Here is a 17908-nt window from a genome sequence, read left to right as displayed (position 1 = left end):
GCACGATCAGCCTTCCTCGTGATGGCCGCAGCCGCAGTCCTGAAGGCACTTGCGGGCCTTGTCCAGGTCGATGCCGAGCTTGCGCAGCAGTTTCTCGTCGAAGACCCCGTCCTTCAGCAAGCAGGACAGCAGCTTGCAGAGCGCATCGTCGAGCTGGCCGCCGCCCTGACCACTGGTGGAGCCGCTGTCGTCGCCGCCACGCCAGACCGCCGCGGTGACTGTGCGTTCCCGAGTGAAGGGTCGCCCCAGACGGGTGCGTCCGCGGGCGCGGACCCGTACCCGGTAGACGCCGGGGGCGGTGGTGCCGAAGCTCCCCGCGAACTCCCCGGGTCCGGTCGGGTTGAGTGTGAGCGTGGCGACTGACCGGTCCGGGCGGGTGACCTCCGCCCAGACGTACGGGTCTCCGTCTACTGGCACGCCCGACTGGGTCAGCGTGGCGCTGACAGCCACGTGGGCGCCTGGCTCGTACGACCGTTGGTTTGCGGCCGCCCGGAGAGAAACGTTCGAGTACAAGTGCACCACCAGGCTGTACGGCAAGCCACGTCGTCCGGTGGCGCCCTCGTCGGCGGCGAGCTCCGGCACTGAGGTCGGCTGGTTCGTCTCCTGCGCGACCGCGAACGCCCGCTCGAACTCGAACGGTCGTCGCTGCGGCCGTTCCGGCCGTTCCCTGCCGCCGGCGCGTCCCCTGAGAATCGAGAGGTCGGCCCCGTCCGAGTCGTCCGGAGTCGGTTCGGTGTGCGGTCGGCCGATGGTCAGCAGCGCATGCCAGGTGCCGGCCTGGTCGAAGCGGTTGGGCCGCAACTGGATCGGAAGCGCGATCCGGTAGTAGGCCACCCCCGCGCCGGTCTCGTACCGCATCGCCGGCTCGAGCTGTGCCCGCCACGGCTCGATGAGCAACCCGTTGGGCGTCTGCAGGCGGAAGTCGACGGCATCGGGTCGGGACGTGAGCAACACGACCTCGACGCCGGAGTCGGCGTCGCAGAGCTGGAACGGGATGCGGTGTACCGCGCCCCGGGTTAGCTCGCCGTCAGGGTCGTGGACCACCTCGGCATTGCTGATCCCGGCAAGCACCTGCAGGAAGTACTTCTGCAGCAGGAACCGGTTGTCACCGGTGATCGCGCCGGTCACGAGCAGGAAGCCGCCGTTGTTGCCGGACACCGTCTGCAGGGCGGGCACGCTGATGTTCTGCGGCTGGCCGAGACCCACGGCGTACGTCTGCTCGTTGATCTGGCCGGCGACGTCGGAGATCATGCGTGGGCTGTTCTCGATCCCGTCGGTGAGCACGACCAGCGACTTGACGTCGAACTGCGGGGCCGCGGTGAGCAGCGCCCTGCCTTCGAAGATGCCGTCGCCGATGGAGGTCGCGCCCTGGGGGTCCAGGGCGTTGCCGTTGATCACGTCGTGGGTGGCGCCCCGGTTGAGATCTCCCAGCCCTCCCGGCCCGAGCGGAAGCACGGACTGCAGCGGCTGGGCGTCCTGGTTGTAGCGGACGATGCCGACGCCGTCGCCCTCCAGCATGAGGTCGACGAAGATGTTCGCCGCCTGCTGGAGTGACGCGTGCTTGCTCTGCCCGTCGCCGCGGTCCTCGCTCATGCTGCCGGAGCGATCCAGTACGAGTGCGGTCGCTGCCGTCTTCCGTGCCACGGTGTTGCCGTCGACCGTCACCTGCCACGTCTGCCCGGACGCCGCCTCGCGCACGGTCAACGTCTGAGGCGGGATGGCGGACGGGGCGACCCCGGTCCGGTAGATGATCCACAGCCGCGCGGTTGCCACGGCGTTGGGCGCGGTGGGACCGACTGTCACCGACGTCGTGGCAGCGATGAGTTGCGGATGGGCCGGTGCCCCACCTGGTGCGTAATCGAGGGTGACCGCGGAGCCGGGGGAGAGCACCTCGAACGAAATGGCGAGTGCTGCCTCGCGCACCATGCCCATCGGCCCTTGCGGCACGTCGATGAACCGCAGGCTCGGCGTGAGCAGCGTGATCGACGCTTCGTCGCAATGCTCGACCTCGACGTGCTCAGCTCCCTGCTGTACGACGAAGCCGAGGGTGTGCCACAAGGCGACCATGTCGTCCATGCTGGTGACGTCGCGATCCCAGCGGGCCGGGCTGCCGGAGTCCTGGGCGATGACGTCGTTCGGGCGAGGTACCGGCCACCAGTTGTCGCCGCACGCCATGAAGTCGGCCTGCCAGGGCAGCGCCATGGCCTGACTGACAGTGCCGGCGGCGATCCCCGACGCCAGCCGGAACGCCTCGGCGTACGGGAGTTCGATGATCGGACGATCACCCGCGGAGAGCCCGCCGGCTTCGATCCCCGGGAAGAAGGCTCCGCCCACGCACGCTTCGAGGGCCGCTCGGTCCAGGCCGTCGGGAGTCAGGTCGCTCTCCGGCTCCGGTACGCCGACCCAGTCCGCTGCGTAGTTGCCCGCCTGCCAGCGTTGCAGGTGCGCCAGCTGGGTCGGCGTGAGCACCGAGTCGCTCCCGTTCAGTTCGGGCATGTCCCCGGACGGCCGGAGCCGCGAGAAGATCGCGTCGACCAGAGGCTGGGCGGTGACGGGGTCGGGCCACGAGTGGGCGCCGAAGATTCCCTCCACCCACCGCATGTCCCGGGCTCGTTGCAGGATCGGATAGACGTCGCGCGTGTACGACGTAGTGGTCGGCGCGGCAAGCAGGCCCAGGTCGACCATCCTCTGCAGGACCCGGTCGTACAGGGTCGTCGGGCTGTCCTGGTGCGGCGCGAACTTCGGCGGCGCGACGATGACCCGGGCGCCCTCGACCACCGGCGACGAGTCGTCCGCCCGGAGGGTGATCGAGGCGGTCACCGGGCCGTCGGACACGTCGTCGTACCAGCCTTCGTTCCCCCAGAAACTACCGATCACGTTCCCGGCGGGTGATCCGGCGGTCCCGTGCCCACCCAGCACCAGCAGGTGGTTCGCGTCATCGCTGCGGATCTCACCGAGTGGCACCGTGACCGCCGCTTCGCCGGAGAAGTGGATGGATCCGTTGTCGAAGAGCAGGCGCTGGTCGGGTCCGGTCAGGGTGCGCTGGCCGGGGTCGATGGTGAGATCGCCGGCCGACTCGCTGTTGCCGCGGTTCGGGTGGGCTGCCTTCGCGTTGACCAGGTGAACGGTCCACGAGATGTCGGCACTGTCGTCGTCGATCTCCTCGACGCTGCCGTCATCGTGGTGGGCGAAGATCCGGAAGCGAGCGGCCTGCCGTTTGATCCGGCACTGGGAATCCTTGAAACCGCCCGGAGGGTCCGGTATCTCCCCGATGCGCTCCGGTCCCACGAAGAACTCGTCCGGGCTGTTGCCGACCCGCGCGATTCCGATCGCCGGATGGATCTTGTACGTCGTCGCCATGGTCGTCTCCCTCGGCTTCGGGCCCTAACCTGAGGAGCCCCGACCCGGACTGGAAATACAGCGACCTCTCTGGACGCCCCTTGCCGGGGTGAATTGCTGGTGGTTTCCTGAATTCGGGGGAGTGCCGCGGCGAGGGCCTTCGAACTGCCTCGTGGAGCCGTGATGACGCAGCCGTCGACAACGAGACCGACGTACCTCGTGGTGGAGAGCGCGGGGGCTGATCAAGGGCGGCGGATCAGCCTGATCGGGAACAGCCTGACGGTGGGCCGGCTGCCGACCTGCGATGTGCGGTTCTCCGACATCCACGTGAGTCGCACGCACGCGGCGCTCTGGCGGCGAGGCGGCTTGGACTATGTCGAGGACCTCGGCTCGAGCGGTGGCACGTACGTCAACGATGTCGCCATCACCGGCCCTCGCGAGCTCCATCATGGTGACACGGTCGCCTTCGCCGGTCTTCGGCTCCGATATCAAGGCGAGGTGCCGACGCCTCAGGCGGTCCGCTACAACAGCGGGGACCAGCGGGCGGACGAGCTCGACAATGTCGGGTGGGATCAGTACAACCTTTCGCAGTACGTCATCCAGGCCCGGGAGGGCTTCTTCAGCGAGATCGCGGCAACGCGGACGAAGGCAAACCGGCTGGTCTGGACGGGGCTCGCCCTTTTCGTGATCGGGCTGGGGATCGCCTATGCCGGCGGCTACAGCGTCTTCGAGCTGATCGTCGACGCGCCGCTGGATCCGTCCGCTCCACAATCGGATTCCATCGGCTTCCTGACGGCGGCAGTCGGTGGTGTAACCAACACTGTCGGCCTTCTGCTGATGATCATGGGACTAGTGCTGCACATCGTCGCGACCTCGCGCCGCAGGTTGGTCGACCGGGAGCTGCCTCCGCCACCTGTGCAGTACCGAGGTCATTGAGATCATGGTGAGGTAATTCAATTGCTGGTCGGTACGCCCGCCGGACGATGCGGGCATGACCATCGCGCAGCTCGATCCGGCCGACTCCGTGACGACGAACCTCTCTAGACCGCTAGCGCTTCGTGGCCCGGACGACGAGGAGGCGGGAGTCGTCGAGCGGCGGCTCGTGGTGCCAGCCGCCGTGTACGGCGATGTCGGTGAACCCGGCGTGCTCGAGATCGGCGATGATCTCGTCGGATGTCCGGAAGTACAGGAGGTCGGTGTAGACGGCGTCGCTCCCGTCCGGGAAGACGTTGTGCGCGTCGAAGACCACGCGGCCCTGGTCCGACTCGGTGACCTCGATCCACTCGCGGAGATGGCCGGCCGGGGTGTCGCGCTCGGAGTACGTCGCTTCGCGGGTCCACTGCTCGCACGCGCGGGCTGTCGGGTTGCGGCTCTCGAAGCTGATCAATCCGCCGGGGCGCAGCGCGTCGGACCGCGAGCCGAGCACCGACGGGTAGGTCCCCGGGCTGATGTGCATCATCGTGTTGCCGCTACTCACCACCAGGTCCACGTCGCCGGAATTACCGGTTCCCCCGCTACGGGTGAGGACAGGTGCGGCCGCGCTGCGGATCATCGGACAGAGCGTGACGGACACGAGGGGTCAGGATGCTGGCTCCCTCGGTGACTCTCGACGAGGAGACCACCATGTCGGACCTGCCTCCCCCGACGGCGAGGCACCAGGCGTCCACGCCGGGAGGGGAACCGACCCCGACGCCCTGGACCAGCCCGTGGGTCGGCTGGATCCTGTTCGCCGGCGTGATGATGATCGTCCTGGGCCTCTTCCACGCCTTCCAGGGGTTCATCGCCCTGTTCGACGACGAGTACTACAGGGTCGGCAGGAGTGGCCTGACCATCCACCTCGACTACACCGTCTGGGGCTGGACGCACCTGATCCTCAGCCTCGTGGTCCTGGTCGGCGGTGTCGCGCTGCTCAACGGCAGGCTGTGGGGCCGGATCGTCGGTGTCGTCCTGTCCGTCCTCAGCATCGTGGTCAACATCGCGTTCCTCGCCGCGTACCCGATCTGGTCGACCATCATGATCGCCGTCGACATCCTGGTGATCTGGGCCCTCACCGTCCACGGCCACGAGATGAAGGCGATGAAAGAGGCGGCCGGACGCTGAGGCGACACAGTTCGGCAGGTCAGTCGGGTGGTTCCGACTGACCTGCCGTCCCGACTTCAGCGCGACGTGTCAGTGCAGGTGCAGGTGACCGCCACCGCCCGTGCCCCGGGTCTTGGGCATCCGGAGCAGCGCGAAGACTGCGACCAGGGTTCCCATCGCGGCGGCACCGACGAATCCGCGGGAGAACGCATCGGCGGCGCCTGCCGCCGTCGTGAGCGTGCCGGCCGTGCTGGCGACCGCGGAGAGGATGGCGACGCCGAGGGCGGCACCGATCTCGTGGCCGGTCATCAGGAACCCCGACGCGACGCCGGCGTGGGAGGCCGGGATGCCTGCCATGGAGACCACCGAGACGGGCACGAACACCATGCCGACCCCGATACCGAGGATGACCAGTCCTGGGAGGATGTCGACGCCGTACTGCGCGTGGCTGGCGGCGGTGGACAGCAACAGAGCCGCACCGACGCTGAGGAGAAGACCCGCGGTCGAGATGCTGCGCGGTGATGCGTGGTTCAACAGGTGCTTGGCGACGACAGTGCCCGCCGTGATGGAGAGTGCGAACGGCAGGAACGAGATGCCGGTCCGCAGGGCGGAGTAACCGAGCACGGTCTGCAGGAAGATCGAGGTCAGGAAGACGGTACCGACCAGGATCCCGGTGACGCCGAGCATCACGGCGGTGCCGGACACCAAGGTGTTGAGCTTCCAGACATGCGGCGGGAACAGGGGTTGGGCGGCACGCTGCTCGATCTTCAGGAAGGCCACCAGCAGGAGGAACGACAGACCGAAGGCCGCTGTCGTCTGCGGAGACCACCATCCGTGCTTCTCCGTGCCACCGAGTCCGTAGACCAGGCTGGCGAGCCCTCCGAGGACAGCGAGGGCACCCGGGAAGTCGAAGTCGCGCAGCGAGGGGCGCGCCGCCTTGTCCTTTGCGAGGATCCGGCGCCCCACGAGGAGAGCGACGAGCCCGATGGGGCCGTTGACCCAGAAGATGAACTCCCAGCTGGACCACGTCGTGATGGCTCCGCCGACGAGTACGCCCGCAGCGACTCCGAGACTGCCGACTGCGCCCCAGAGAGCGAGTGCCGCCTTGCGCTGCGCACCGGCGTACGTGGTCATGATCAGCGACAGTGCGGACGGAGTGAGCAGCGCTGCGCTCAGACCTTGCACCGACCGCGCCGCGATGAGCTCGCCGCCGTTGCTCGCGAACCCACTGACCAGGGAAGCGACGGTGAACAGGCCGAGGCCGGTCAGGAAGACAGTACGACGAGACAGTAGGTCAGCGACGCGTCCGCCGAGCAGCAGGCCGCCGCCGGACATCATCAGGTACGCCGTGACCAACCACTGGAGGTCTCCGCCACCGAGGTGCAGCGAGCGGCCGATCGAGGGCAGGGCGGTGTTCACGACCGAGATGTCCAGGACGACCAGGATCTGGGCGACCAGTGCGACGCCGAGCACGGCCCAGGACTTCTTGGCGAGGTTCTCCGCGACGACCTGAACGGGACTTTCCGGGTGGGTGGTCATTTCGACTCCAGGTGGGATCCGGCGCGGATGGCGGAGATGACCTCGGTGATGGCGCGCGTCGACTCCGCCGCTGCGGGTTCGTCCTCCAGCAGTCCGAGGTGAGACGCCTCGACGACCTGGTGCATGCGGTTGTCGGAGAGGGTTGCGAGCTGATCCTGGGCCGCGGCCCAGCCGGTGTCCTTGAGCGTCTCCGACGCGGTGACGACGGCCAGCGGCAGGTCGTGAAGGGTGGTGAGCGCCCCGGCCTGAGCGAACACCTGATGAAGCATGGAGACCTCGTCGCGCATGTTCCGGGCAGCGTGCGCGTTTGCGGTCACAGCCCGCACTCGGTCGGCTGCTTCGACGGGCAGGTGAGACGGACTGGCGAAGGCGACTACTCGGCTCAGACCGAGACGCGCGAGGGTGGGCATCAGCGCGGTGGCGCGCCGCATGACCGCGTACTGGCCGGGGTAGTCGGGCATCCGGGTGAACTGTTCGGGGCTGGAACTGTCCAGCAGCACGAGTCCGGCGACCTGGTCGGGATAGCGGGCGGCGTACGTCATCGAGTATGTACCGCCGATCGAGTGACCGACGAGCAGGTACGGGCCGTGCTCGCCTGCCTTGGCCAGCAGCAGGTGCAGATCCTCGGCTGCTGTCACGCCGTCCTGGGGATGCTCGGCATCTTCGCTCCAACCCTGGCCGGCCCGGTCATAGGCGCACACACGACCGGTGCGGGCCACGTCGCCGGTGATCCGGGCCCAGGAGGCTGAGACGCCGCCGAGACCGTTGAACAGCACCACGGTGGGACCACCGGTGCCTCGGCAGTCGAGGTGCAGTCGGTGTCCGGCGACCTCGAAGGTTCGCCCGGTGGCGGGATAGGTGGTGTCGTCCTGCAGAACAGTGATGTTCTCGTAGGTCGCCCCGATGCAGGCGAGCGCGAGAACGGTCATCGCCGGTGTCAGCAGCCGGCGTCCGCGACCGGACAGGGCGCGCCGCATCCGGCTGCGCATCCAGACGGCGAGCACCAGAACCAGTACTGGCCACACCCAGCCGACGGTGGTCAGGACAGCGTGCCCGGGCTGAAACGCCAAGAGAACGAGACCGGATGCTGTCATCGCTGCTGCGGGCAGTCCGGCCCAGCGCTGCGGTTGGGATGTCCGTCGCACCGACAGGGTCGCCAGCAGACTCCAGCCGATCCCGAAGGAGAGGAGGATCGACCCGGTGATGATGCTCTCGGTCGCGCCGGCGAAGACGCCCAGGGTGAGGGCGAGCGCGATGGTGGCTCCGGCGAGGAGCGATCCGGCGATGACGCGGCCGATGCGCCCTTTTCGGGGCGCGCTCGAGGCCTTGGTGTCGGTTGTCGGGGAAGTTGGCTGGATCTGGACGCTCATGACGGTCTCGCTCTCGCAGTGGGGTGGTGCACTGCTGTCGAGCGTGGACCGGAACGCGGCTGCTCACCCCGGTCAAATGACCGGGTTCTGCCGGGTAGGTGCTAGCCGAGGTCGAGCCGGGCTAGTTCACCGCGTGAGGTGACGCCGGCCTTGGCGAAGACGTTGCGCAGGTGGAACGCCACCGTCCGCGGAGAGACCCAGCACTGCGCGGCGACGTCCTTGTTCGACAGACCCGAACTGACGAGCTGGGCGACCTTGAGTTCCATCGGGGTGAGCTTCACCAGCGTGGACGGGTCACGCTTGCGGGCAGTCTCGCCCGACGCCCGGAGCTCCTGGGCCGCACGGCTGACGAGGGTTTCGGCGCGCAGGTCGCGGAAGACCTCGAGAGCCTGGCGGAGGTGGCGCCGGGCATCGACGCGGCGTTGAGAACGGCGCAGCCACTCCCCGTAGGCCAGGTGGGTGCGGGCCTCGTCGTACGGACGTCCCGAGCGGGCGTGCCAGGAAAGGGCGAGCTGGAACTGCTCCTCTTCGCTTCCGGCGTCGGCGGTCATCGCTTTGCCATAGGCAACCGTCGCGAGCGCCCACGGCCAACCGGTGGCCCCGGCGTAACCGGCCAGATCCTCCACCCACGCGCGGGCAAGGCCGTTCTCGCCGGCCCGGACCGCAGCGTCGACGCGCTCCATCGCGGCCATCCGGGCCAGGACCGGCAGCCGGAATCGACCCAGGTGATGAGCTGCGCCGAAGGTGTCCCCGGTCGCGGCGGCCCTCGTCCCCTTGGCCCAACGCGTGAGGTCGTGGACCGGGTCGGTCAGGATGCCGAGCGGCTGCGTGGCCACGACATCGTCGAGTTCGCCGAGCAGAGTGTCGTAGTCATCCCGCACCTGGACGGCCGCGAGCAACGTCAGCCAGGCCAGGGGACCTGCCGTCAGTGCCGGCTGGTTCATGCTGAGGCCGAGCCCGCGAGCTTCTTCAGCCGCACCGCGCACGGCGGCCAGGTCGCCGCGGACGAGGTGGCCGAAGCAGAGCCGTTGCAGGGCGTAGACCACTGCCATCAAGGCACCGCGTTCTCGGGCTCGGGACAGCATCAGCTCGTAGAATCGCTGGGCCCCGCTGTCGTGCCCCAGTTGAAGCGCCGCGTTGCCCAGGTTGCCCAGGAGGTCGAGGTCGTCGACGGGATCGCCCGCGTCGAGGGCGACCTGCAGGGACACGATCGCCGCAGCCCAGTTCTTGTCAGCGGCCTGGGTCATGGCCGGCAGGAGCTGTTTGAGGCAGAGCGTCCGCGGGCTGTCGTCGCCGACCTGCGCGGTCAGCAGCTCGTCCCTGCTCAGGGCGGCGCCGCTGTCGGCGCCATAGGCGCGCAGGGTGGCGGCCGCCACGCTCATCTCGAGAGCTCGCAGCGGGTCGACCGCGCGGACTGCCTCGGCGGCTTCGATGAAGATGCGGTGCGCATCCTTCGCCGACCCGATGTTGACCTCGATCCGGCCTCGCAGCCGGGCGATGTCGCTGCGGAGGACCGGATCGGTCGCGGCGGCTTGAGCTGCAGACAACAGGGTGCGCGACAGACCTGTTTGCCCGCTCGCCCAAGCGTTGCGTGCGGCTGCGAAGGTCACTTCAGCTCGCCGCGGCTCGTGGGAGGTCAGGGTCGAGGCGCGTTGGAAGGCAGCCAGGGCTGCGCCGTACCCACCGCGACGCTCTGCGCGTGATCCGGAGAGCTCCAGCGCAGCGACCAGTTCCTCGTCAGGACCCTCAGCCGCGCCGGAACGATGCCACGCCGCTCGGTCCTGGTCACCGACCCCGTCAAGCGCAGCTGCGAGGGCACTATGGACCCGCCGCCTCTCCACGGTGGCAGCGGCCTGGTAGATCGCCGAACGCACGAGCGGATGCCGGACCCGGACCGTGGTCTCGTCCAGGACGAGCAGCCCCGACGTCCTGGCCTCATCCAGCTCCTTGTCACCAGCACCCAGGTGCGCCGCCGCGCGTCTGACCATCGCGAGGTCGGCGCTGTCGTCGGCGGACACCAGCAACATCACAGACTGCACCGCCGGCGGAAGTCGCCGACAGCGATCAACGAAGCTCTGCTCGACACGAGTAGTGAGGTGGAGCTGAGCGGGCAGCGGCGAGGATCCCTCGAGCTCAGCCCGGCTGAGCTTCGTCGGCAACTCCAGCAGGGCAAGTGGGTTGCCGCCCGTCTCGGCGATGAGCCGCTGGGTGACCTCTTCGCTACGGCTGAGGTCACCTCGCTCGTCCAGCAACGCACGAGCTGCCGATGGGTCCAGCCCCGCCAGCGTCAGGTCCTGGATCCCGGCAGGGCTGAAGGGGGTCGGTACCCCGTCGCGGGCCGAGAACACCATGAGCACACGATCAGCGCCCAGCCTCCGCGCCGCGAAGAGCAGCGCGTCCGCGGTCCCTGAATCGAGCCAGTGCGCGTCGTCGACCATGCAGAGCACCAGACGTTCCTCCGCTGCCGCAGTCAGCATCGACAGCGTCGCCACCGCAACCATGAAGGGCTCAACCGCGGGCCCTTCCTCCTCACCGAAAGCGACCCGCAGGGCTCGGGACTGAGGACCCGGGAGAATCTCGCGCAGCCGCATCACCGGAAGCAGGAGCCGATGCAGCGCCGCGAACGCCAGCGGCGCCTCGGCTTCCAAACCCTGCGTACGCAGAGTCAGCGCGTCGCCGACGTTCCCGAGAAGTTCCTCGAGCAAGGCCGTCTTACCGACGCCGGGCTCGCCGTGAACCACCAGGCTGCGGGCGGAGCCGTGCCGGGCTTGCTCAACCAGTTCGGCCAGCTGAGCGCTCTCAGGCTCTCGTCCGACCAGCACTCTTGCGACCGTACACGCCCGACGCCGGCCGGTCCCGACCTCGACCCCGGCGCTGAAGGTGCATCAGTTGGTGGAGGCAACTAACGGGGCAGGCGGCAGCGGGTGGGGTTGTCCTTGCCGGGGGCCGGGGTGGTGAGCTGATCAAGCAGTTGATCGTCGGCGAGCTCGGCGTCGTGGTGAGGAGTGGGGCCGCGTCTGATGACTGCGAGTAGCCAGAGCAGGCGTGTCGCGACGACGTCGGACTCGAGCTGTTGCTTCGGCCGCCGGCTGCGCTGGTCGTGACGTCGTCTCATCATTCCCCCCTCTCCAAGGGGAGTATCGGAGAAACGGCCGTCAACGTTTCACGACGGGGCTGAACGGCCGGACAGGAGTCGACGATTGAGCGCTCAGGCAACGATCGCCGCGAGTCCTCGGGGACCTGTCACAAGTTGGCCGGGTGCCCTGTCTTAGCTGGCATCGGGTGGTAGCCAGCTGACGGAAGCGCCGATCAACGACCCCTGGAGAAGACATGAGTGCCCAGTCCGACAAAAGCCCGTTCCTGCACGAGCTCGAGGTGGAGGTCGAGACAGAGCTCGACCAGGTCGAGTCGAGCGCGCCGGCGGACGAGGTCGTCGTACCGCCCTCGGAGTGGTTGTTCGATCCGACCGACATCGACCGTGAGGAGGCAAGTCTTCGGAGCCTGCTCGGCGCGGTGGAGGCCCTCGAGGGCGACCACCGGCAGGACTCGACGGGACAGTGATGAGCCAGGTATCCGAGTTCAGCACGGTCTCGCGGATCGGATCGTTGGCAAGCCTCCGGGAGCACCTGCAGTGGGCTGTCGAGCTGGAACACGCGACCCTGCCTCCGTATCTGTGCGCGTTGTACTCACTGGACCCGAAACGGAATCCGGAGGCGTTCGAGGTCGTCAGCGGGGTGTTCGTGGAGGAGATGCTCCACCTCGCGCTGGCCGCCAACATCCTGAACGCGGTGGGTGGACAACCTCGGCTGGACAGCCCGAGGTTGTTGCCGTCGCATCCCCGGCGGCTGCCACACGGCGACCGGTCGCTGGAACTGTCGCTGGCTCCCTTCGGCCCCGAAGCGCTGGAGCTGTTCCTCCGGATCGAGCAGCCGGCGCCACCCAGCGCGCCGGCTGAAGCCGACAGCTACGAGACGCTCGGGCAGTTCTACGACGCGATCGAAGGTGGGCTGCGCGAGCTTTGCGCCCGGCTGGGGGAGCGGGAGGTCTTCAGCGGCGATCCGGCTCGTCAGGTGAGCGCCGGCCACTTCCGTCACAGCGGCGGTCGGCTGGTCGTGGTCACAGATCTGGCTTCCGCGCTCGCGGCGCTGGAGGAGATCGTCGAGCAGGGCGAAGGGACAGCGCGGGGCGAGGTCTGGGACGGCGACGAGGACATCTTCCACCCTGACCGCGAAGAGGTGGCGCACTACTACCGGTTCCAGGAGCTCAAGCTCGGCCGCCGCTACCAGCGTGGCGATACCCCGCAGTCCGGGCCCACTGGCGAAGCCGTCACGGTGGACTTCGACGGTGTCCGGCCCATGCGGCACAACCCGCGGCTGGCCGACCATCCTCCCGGGCATCCGATCCGCGTGGCCCAAGAGGAGTTCAACCACACGTACTGCGCTGTGCTGCATCTCCTGGAGCAGGCGTTCAACGGCAGTCCGAGGATGCTCTCCGTTGCCACCGGCACCATGTATGCGCTCAAGGCCCAGGCCGAAGCCCTCATGGGTATGCCCGACGGAGAAGGCCGGACGGCAGGTCCCACCTTCGACTACGTCGCACCCGAGGGGCGTCGGTGGAGCCAGGGCGACTCGCGGCGGATCGCAGTACTGCGTGATGGGCCGTATGTCGTCTACGGGCGGGTGCCGCTCAGGCGCAAGCGCAAGATCGTGTCGGAGAACAACGACTCGCTCACCTGGCAGACCGGCGACGCGATCGACACCGAGAATACGTATGCCCTGTGCCGGTGCGGGCGGTCCGGCTCGAAGCCCTTCTGCGACGGAACCCACGCGGTGGTCGGGTTCGACGGCCAGGAGTCGGCCGAGGTCCGGCCGTACGCCGAACTGCAGCACGTGCACGACGGGATCGGCATCTCGGCGCAGCGGGTCGGGGAGTTGTGCATCCACGCAGCCTTCTGCATCGGCCGCACCAGGCCGATCGCCGAGATGCTCGCCGACACGGGCGACAGCGACGTGCGCTCGGACGTGATGGGCCGGATCGACCACTGCCCGTCAGGCTCGTACAGCTACGCGCTGAGCCGCGGCGGCGAGTCGATCGAAGTCGACCTCCCCGAGGCGATCTCGGTCCTTGAAGAGGAGAACGGCCAGGCAAGCGCCCTCTGGGTCACCGGGCGCGTCCCTGTACTGCGAGCCGACGGCCGCCCGCTGGAGACCCGCAACAGGATGACGCTGTGCCGGTGCGGGCACTCCGCCAACAAGCCACTGTGCGACGGCACCCACCGCACGATCGGGTTCCGCGACGAGTCGGTCGCCGGCGAAACCCCTTGAGGACCCCTTGAGCCTGCGGCTGATCGGACGATGTCAGGTTTCGGCCATGCCGGAACCGTTACCCAGCGAGCGGCTGTGGGCCGAACTGAGGCGACTCGATCAATGGACGAGCGGCGGTCCGAGCGGAAGCGCTCTTCCGCCTGTCGCCTGCGAAGCCGAGCTGAAGAACAGGTAGACACCTACCGCGGCGAAGAGGAACACCACCACACCTGCGACGCGGAGCACATCCGACGATTCCTGCAGGGTGCCGATCAAGACCAGCACCAGTGCGGCTTCGATCAGGGCGAAGAGCACCGTGTACGCGACCGGCAGGCGGAGTGTGGCCAGGGTCAGCATCCCGATCACTACCAGCCACGAGATCAGGAACAGGCCTTGCGTGTCGAGGGCGTCCGCAGCGGGGATGGCGAACCAGTCGTGTGTGAGACCCAGTACGAGCATTGCGTAACTGAGCCAGAACCCGGCGAAGATGCCGAACACCCCGGCTACCGCGCTCTGGCCGACAGCTGCCGCCCAGACTGCCGCGATCACCAGGCCCAGGCCGGTGGCCGCGACGAGGATGGCGAGCGACGCCCCGACCGACGCCGCAGATACGTAGCCGACAAGGACGAGCCCGAGCGCGACCGATCCCACGATGAAACTGGGGAGACCGATCAGGGACGGGTCTCCAGTCACCGCCTGGGGCGCGGCCTCGGCGGCAGGTTCAGGTTGGGCGGGTACTCGTTGGGCGGGTTGGGCAGGGGTGTCGATGGTGGTCATGGCGTGTTCCTTTCGGGGCATTCCGAAGTGTGTTATTCTACGCCCTTTGCGCCCGCATCGAGTCTCGATCGGGGTGCTTCCCCGGCGCTCACTCAGCGCGGAAAGGCACGCCACGGCGTTCCAGGAAGGCTTCCCGGCCTCCAGGTGGCGGCGTGCTCCGGGCGCCTGTAGCCGCGCGGATTCCCGCGGCCGGTCGAGCCGTCTCTGGCCGGGAACATCCTCGCTCGCCGACGGGTTGTCAACAGTCGTGCATGGTGAGTACAAGGTGCCTGGCGGGAAGCTTGTCGTAGCGGATCTGGACGTCGTGGACGGGGTGGTGCGGCGGGCCCAGCTCAGCGGGGACTTCTTCCTCGAACCGGATGACGCGCTGGAGCGGATCAATGGCGCCCTGGCCGGCTTGCCGATCGAACTGCCGGTGGCGCAGATCGCCGCGCGGGTCCGGGCCGTGCTGGGTGATGGCGTCGAGATGATCGGGTTCTCCCCGGAGGCGGTGGCGGTCGCGGTACGGCGGGCGCTGACCGGTGCGACCGGGTGGCGGGACCACGCCTGGGAGTTCGTGCACGACGTACCGCGGGAGCCCGCGCTGCAGATGGCGCTCGACGAGGTACTGGCCGAGCAGGTCGGTTCGGGGGAGCGGCCGCCGACGCTGCGGATCTGGGAGTGGGCCTCGAACGCGGTCATCATCGGCAGCTTCCAGTCCCTCGCGAACGAGGTCGACCTGGACGGCGCCGCGAAGCACGACGTCACCGTCGTACGCCGGATCAGCGGTGGCGGCGCGATGTTCGTCGAGCCGGGCAACACCATCACCTATTCGCTGTACGTCCCGGAGTCGCTGGTGTCCGGGCTGTCCTTCGTCGAGTCGTACGCGTTCCTCGACGACTGGGTGGTCGGCGCGCTGAACGACCTCGGCATCGCCGCGACGTACCAGCCGATCAACGACATCACCTCGCCGGCGGGCAAGATCGCCGGCGCCGCGCAGAAGCGGTTCGCCGGCGGCGCGGTACTGCATCACGTCACGATGGCCTACGACATGGACGCCGCGAAGATGCTCGAGGTACTGCGGATCGGCCGCGAGAAGCTGTCGGACAAGGGCACCACGAGCGCGAACAAGCGGGTTGACCCCCTGCGCAGCCAGACTGGGCTGGAGCGGGCCGCCGTGATCGAGCGGCTGGTCGGATCGTTCGCCGGGCGGTACGGGCTGAGCAGGTCGACGATCGACGAGGAGACCCTCGACGAGGCCCGGCGACGCGTCACGTCCAAGTTCGGGACGCGGGAGTGGCTCACCCGGGTGCCGTGATTCGTCACCGGCTGCGCAGTTCGTCGAGCCGTTGATTGAGGTAGGCGGCCTCCACCGCGTTGTCGGTGAACGTCAGCGCCTCCTCGTACGCCGTGAGCGCCGCCTGCCACTGACCCGTACGGCGTAGCAGATCCGCGTGAGTCGCAGCGAGATAGGGATACGTGGCCAGCGCCGGATCCTCGGCCAGCTCTCGCACCACCTCGAGGGCAGCCTCGGGACTGTCGGCATAGCTGACTGCCACTGCACGATTGAGGGCGACGACCGGGGACGGCCAGCGCGCAAGCAGGAGGTCGTAGAGCCCGAGGATCTGGTCCCAGTCGGTCTCCTCCCACCGTCGAGCCTCGGCATGTACTGCGCCGATCGCGGCCAGCAGGCCGAACCGGCCGACCGGCGGCTGTCCGAGTGCCACCTGGACCAGCTCGAGGCCCTCGGCAATCAACTCGCCGTCCCACAACGACCGATCCTGGTCCTGCATCAGCACCAGCCGGCCGGCGTCGTCAACTCGCGCGGCGTCCCGCGACTGGGTCAGCAACAGGTGACCGAGCAATGCCGATGCTTCGGCGCTGTCCGGGAGCAGGAGATGGACCATCCGCGCCAGGTCGAGACCCCGCCGGGCGAGATCGGGCCGGCTCAACTGATCCCCGAACTTGGCGGTGCTGCCCACGGAGTACACCAGATGGACCACGTCGAGGACGGCGTCGATTCGCTCGGGGAGTTCGCCCACGCGCGGTACGCGGTACGGGATGCGGGTCTTGGCGATCTTCTGTTTCGCGCGGGTGATCCGCGCCTGCAGGGTGGCCTCCTTGACCAGGAAGGCCTTGGCGATCTCGGCCGACGAGAGCCCGCACACCAGCTTCAGGGTGAGCGCGACCTGGCTCTCCTGCGAGAGCGCCGGGTGGCAGCAGGTGAAGACGAGTCGCAACCGGTCGTCCGGGAACACGCCGGTGCCATCGCCGTCGAACGGATCGGCCTCGTCGCCGTCGACCGAGTCGGGCACGAGGAGCGGGAGCTTGCGTTCGAGCACCGCCGATCGCCGCCGCTGCTCTAGGGCTCGGCGGGTGGCGACGGTGGTCAGCCAGGCTCCTGGGCGCCGGGGGATTCCCTCGGCCTGCCAGTGCACGAGGGCCTTGGCGTAGGCGTCCTGGACACAGTCCTCGGCGAGATCCAGGTCCGCGGCGACCCGTGCGGTGGCCGCCAGCACGTAGGCCCACTCCTGGTGGTGAGCCTGTTCGATCGCGCTGGCGACCTCCGCCGGTGTCACGCTCATCTCAGTTGATGATCGGGCGTACTTCGACCCCGCCCATCGGCGAGGGCACCTGCTTCGCGATCGCCAGTGCCTCGTCCAGATCGGCGGCCTCGATGATGTAGTACCCGCCCATCACCTCCTTGGTCTCGACGAAGGTGCCGTCGGTGACCACGAAGCCGCCGTTCCCGTCGGACCGGATGGAGGTCGCCGAGTCGCTCCCGCCGAGCTGCGCGCCACCCCGCAGAGCCGCCCCGTTCGCCTGCGCGAACTCCTGGTGCCGCAGGTGGTTCGCCTCCTCAGCCGGAGGGCCGGCCTCGGCCCACTTCGCCTCGTTGTCGTAGATCATCACCAGGTATTTCCCCACCACTGCCACCTCTCGATCATCAGCCGTGGACCCGCTAGTCAGGTTCCACTGTTACTACACCGATGCGCGAAACCGGCTGAGATCGACACCCCCCGGAGAAATTTCAGGCGCTCAGAGCCTGCGTGTACGCCGTGGCGTTCCAGGCGGCGACGACCTTCGGGCGGAGGGCGGCGCCCAGCCGGGCGTAGAAGCGCTGGCCGTGGACGTTCTCGGGTTGCATGCCCCAGCTGATGGTGAGTCGCTCGGGCTGTGCGTGACGGGCCAGCTCGAGCATCAGTTCGCGGCCCACGCCGGCGTCCCGGAAGTCGCTCCGGACGTACAGGTCGTCGAGCGCGAGGATGTCCTCGCCGCTCCACAGGTGCGGCCTGCGGAACGCGGACACGTAGCCCACGGCCTGTCCCTTCTGCTCGGCGACGAGGACGATCACGGCGTCGTCGCCGAGCAGTTCACGCCACCGCTCGACGGTGATCGTGACGTGCTCGCCCTGGTCCTGGTGGTCCGCGAGTTCACGGACCATCGTCCTGACGAGCTCCGCGTCCTGGCGGCTCGCGCGGCGGACGCTGAGGCTGGTTGAAGCGTTCATCTCTCCGTCTC

15 protein-coding genes are annotated in these 17908 nt (G+C 68.4%); 5 read left to right on the top strand and 10 right to left on the bottom strand.

The genetic code is table 11. From position 1 onward, the window contains the following. Positions 1 to 6 precede the first annotated feature (6 nt). Positions 7 to 3360: a LodA/GoxA family CTQ-dependent oxidase gene (locus tag EV644_RS14860; protein WP_132188829.1), complete on the bottom strand. Its 3354-nt coding sequence runs from the start codon at positions 3358 to 3360 to the stop codon at positions 7 to 9. A gap of 162 nt (positions 3361 to 3522) precedes the next feature. Here EV644_RS14860 and EV644_RS14855 point away from each other — a divergent pair, with 162 nt between their 5' ends. Next, positions 3523 to 4275, top strand: coding sequence for an FHA domain-containing protein (locus EV644_RS14855; protein ID WP_132188828.1), 753 nt, complete (start codon positions 3523 to 3525; stop codon positions 4273 to 4275). 112 nt (positions 4276 to 4387) lie between these two features. Here the strand turns inward: EV644_RS14855 and EV644_RS14850 are convergent, their stop codons facing one another. After that, positions 4388 to 4891: a hypothetical protein gene (locus tag EV644_RS14850; protein ID WP_132188827.1), complete on the bottom strand. Its 504-nt coding sequence runs from the start codon at positions 4889 to 4891 to the stop codon at positions 4388 to 4390. Between the two features lie 32 nt (positions 4892 to 4923). Here EV644_RS14850 and EV644_RS14845 point away from each other — a divergent pair, with 32 nt between their 5' ends. Next, on the top strand, positions 4924 to 5439 hold the full coding sequence (locus EV644_RS14845; protein WP_199239815.1) for a DUF7144 family membrane protein: 516 nt from the start codon (positions 4924 to 4926) through the stop codon (positions 5437 to 5439). 69 nt (positions 5440 to 5508) lie between these two features. Here EV644_RS14845 and EV644_RS14840 read toward each other — a convergent pair whose 3' ends face one another. The 4 genes from EV644_RS14840 to EV644_RS14825 all read right to left on the bottom strand — a co-directional run bounded on the left by EV644_RS14840 (position 5509) and on the right by EV644_RS14825 (position 11445). Beyond that, entirely contained in the window at positions 5509 to 6957 is a 1449-nt protein-coding gene (locus EV644_RS14840; RefSeq protein WP_132188826.1) for an MFS transporter, read from the bottom strand. Continuing rightward, on the bottom strand, positions 6954 to 8327 hold the full coding sequence (locus EV644_RS14835) for an alpha/beta fold hydrolase (protein WP_132188825.1): 1374 nt from the start codon (positions 8325 to 8327) through the stop codon (positions 6954 to 6956). Before EV644_RS14835 ends, EV644_RS14840 begins: the two co-directional genes overlap by 4 nt. A 101-nt stretch (positions 8328 to 8428) precedes the next feature. Then, positions 8429 to 11149 carry a helix-turn-helix transcriptional regulator gene (locus EV644_RS14830; protein WP_132188824.1) on the bottom strand — a complete coding sequence of 907 codons (2721 nt, stop codon included), beginning with the start codon at positions 11147 to 11149 and terminating at the stop codon, positions 8429 to 8431. Positions 11150 to 11229: 80 nt separating this feature from the next. After that, entirely contained in the window at positions 11230 to 11445 is a 216-nt protein-coding gene (locus EV644_RS14825) for a hypothetical protein (protein ID WP_132188823.1), read from the bottom strand. A gap of 212 nt (positions 11446 to 11657) precedes the next feature. On the opposite strand from EV644_RS14825, the gene EV644_RS14820 reads away from it, so the two are divergent. Beyond that, positions 11658 to 11888, top strand: coding sequence for a hypothetical protein (locus EV644_RS14820; protein ID WP_132188822.1), 231 nt, complete (start codon positions 11658 to 11660; stop codon positions 11886 to 11888). Next, a complete protein-coding gene (locus EV644_RS14815; RefSeq protein WP_132188821.1) occupies positions 11888 to 13651 on the top strand; it encodes a ferritin-like domain-containing protein in 1764 nt (587 codons plus the stop codon). Before EV644_RS14820 ends, EV644_RS14815 begins: the two co-directional genes overlap by 1 nt. Before the next feature lie 99 nt (positions 13652 to 13750). On the opposite strand, the gene EV644_RS14810 is transcribed toward EV644_RS14815, so the two are convergent. Next, the gene (locus EV644_RS14810) at positions 13751 to 14407 is read right to left on the bottom strand and encodes a GPR1/FUN34/YaaH family transporter (protein ID WP_132188820.1); all 657 of its coding nucleotides are present in this window, start codon (positions 14405 to 14407) and stop codon (positions 13751 to 13753) included. 247 nt (positions 14408 to 14654) lie between these two features. Here EV644_RS14810 and lplAB point away from each other — a divergent pair, with 247 nt between their 5' ends. Beyond that, a complete protein-coding gene (gene lplAB / locus EV644_RS14805) occupies positions 14655 to 15704 on the top strand; it encodes a lipoate-protein ligase LplAB (protein WP_132188819.1) in 1050 nt (349 codons plus the stop codon). A 4-nt stretch (positions 15705 to 15708) separates the two neighbouring features. Here the strand turns inward: lplAB and EV644_RS14800 are convergent, their stop codons facing one another. From EV644_RS14800 to EV644_RS14790, 3 genes are all read right to left on the bottom strand, one after another. Then, entirely contained in the window at positions 15709 to 16971 is a 1263-nt protein-coding gene (locus EV644_RS14800) for an RNA polymerase sigma factor (RefSeq protein ID WP_132188818.1), read from the bottom strand. Position 16972: 1 nt separating this feature from the next. Beyond that, positions 16973 to 17314: a YciI family protein gene (locus tag EV644_RS14795; RefSeq protein ID WP_241998157.1), complete on the bottom strand. Its 342-nt coding sequence runs from the start codon at positions 17312 to 17314 to the stop codon at positions 16973 to 16975. A gap of 103 nt (positions 17315 to 17417) precedes the next feature. Next, on the bottom strand, positions 17418 to 17897 hold the full coding sequence (locus EV644_RS14790; RefSeq protein ID WP_132188817.1) for a GNAT family N-acetyltransferase: 480 nt from the start codon (positions 17895 to 17897) through the stop codon (positions 17418 to 17420). Positions 17898 to 17908 lie beyond the last annotated feature (11 nt).

The sequence above is a fragment of the Kribbella orskensis genome (assembly GCF_004342085.1).
Lineage (GTDB): Bacteria > Actinomycetota > Actinomycetes > Propionibacteriales > Kribbellaceae > Kribbella > Kribbella orskensis.
This window is presented reverse-complemented; position numbering and strand designations above follow the sequence as displayed.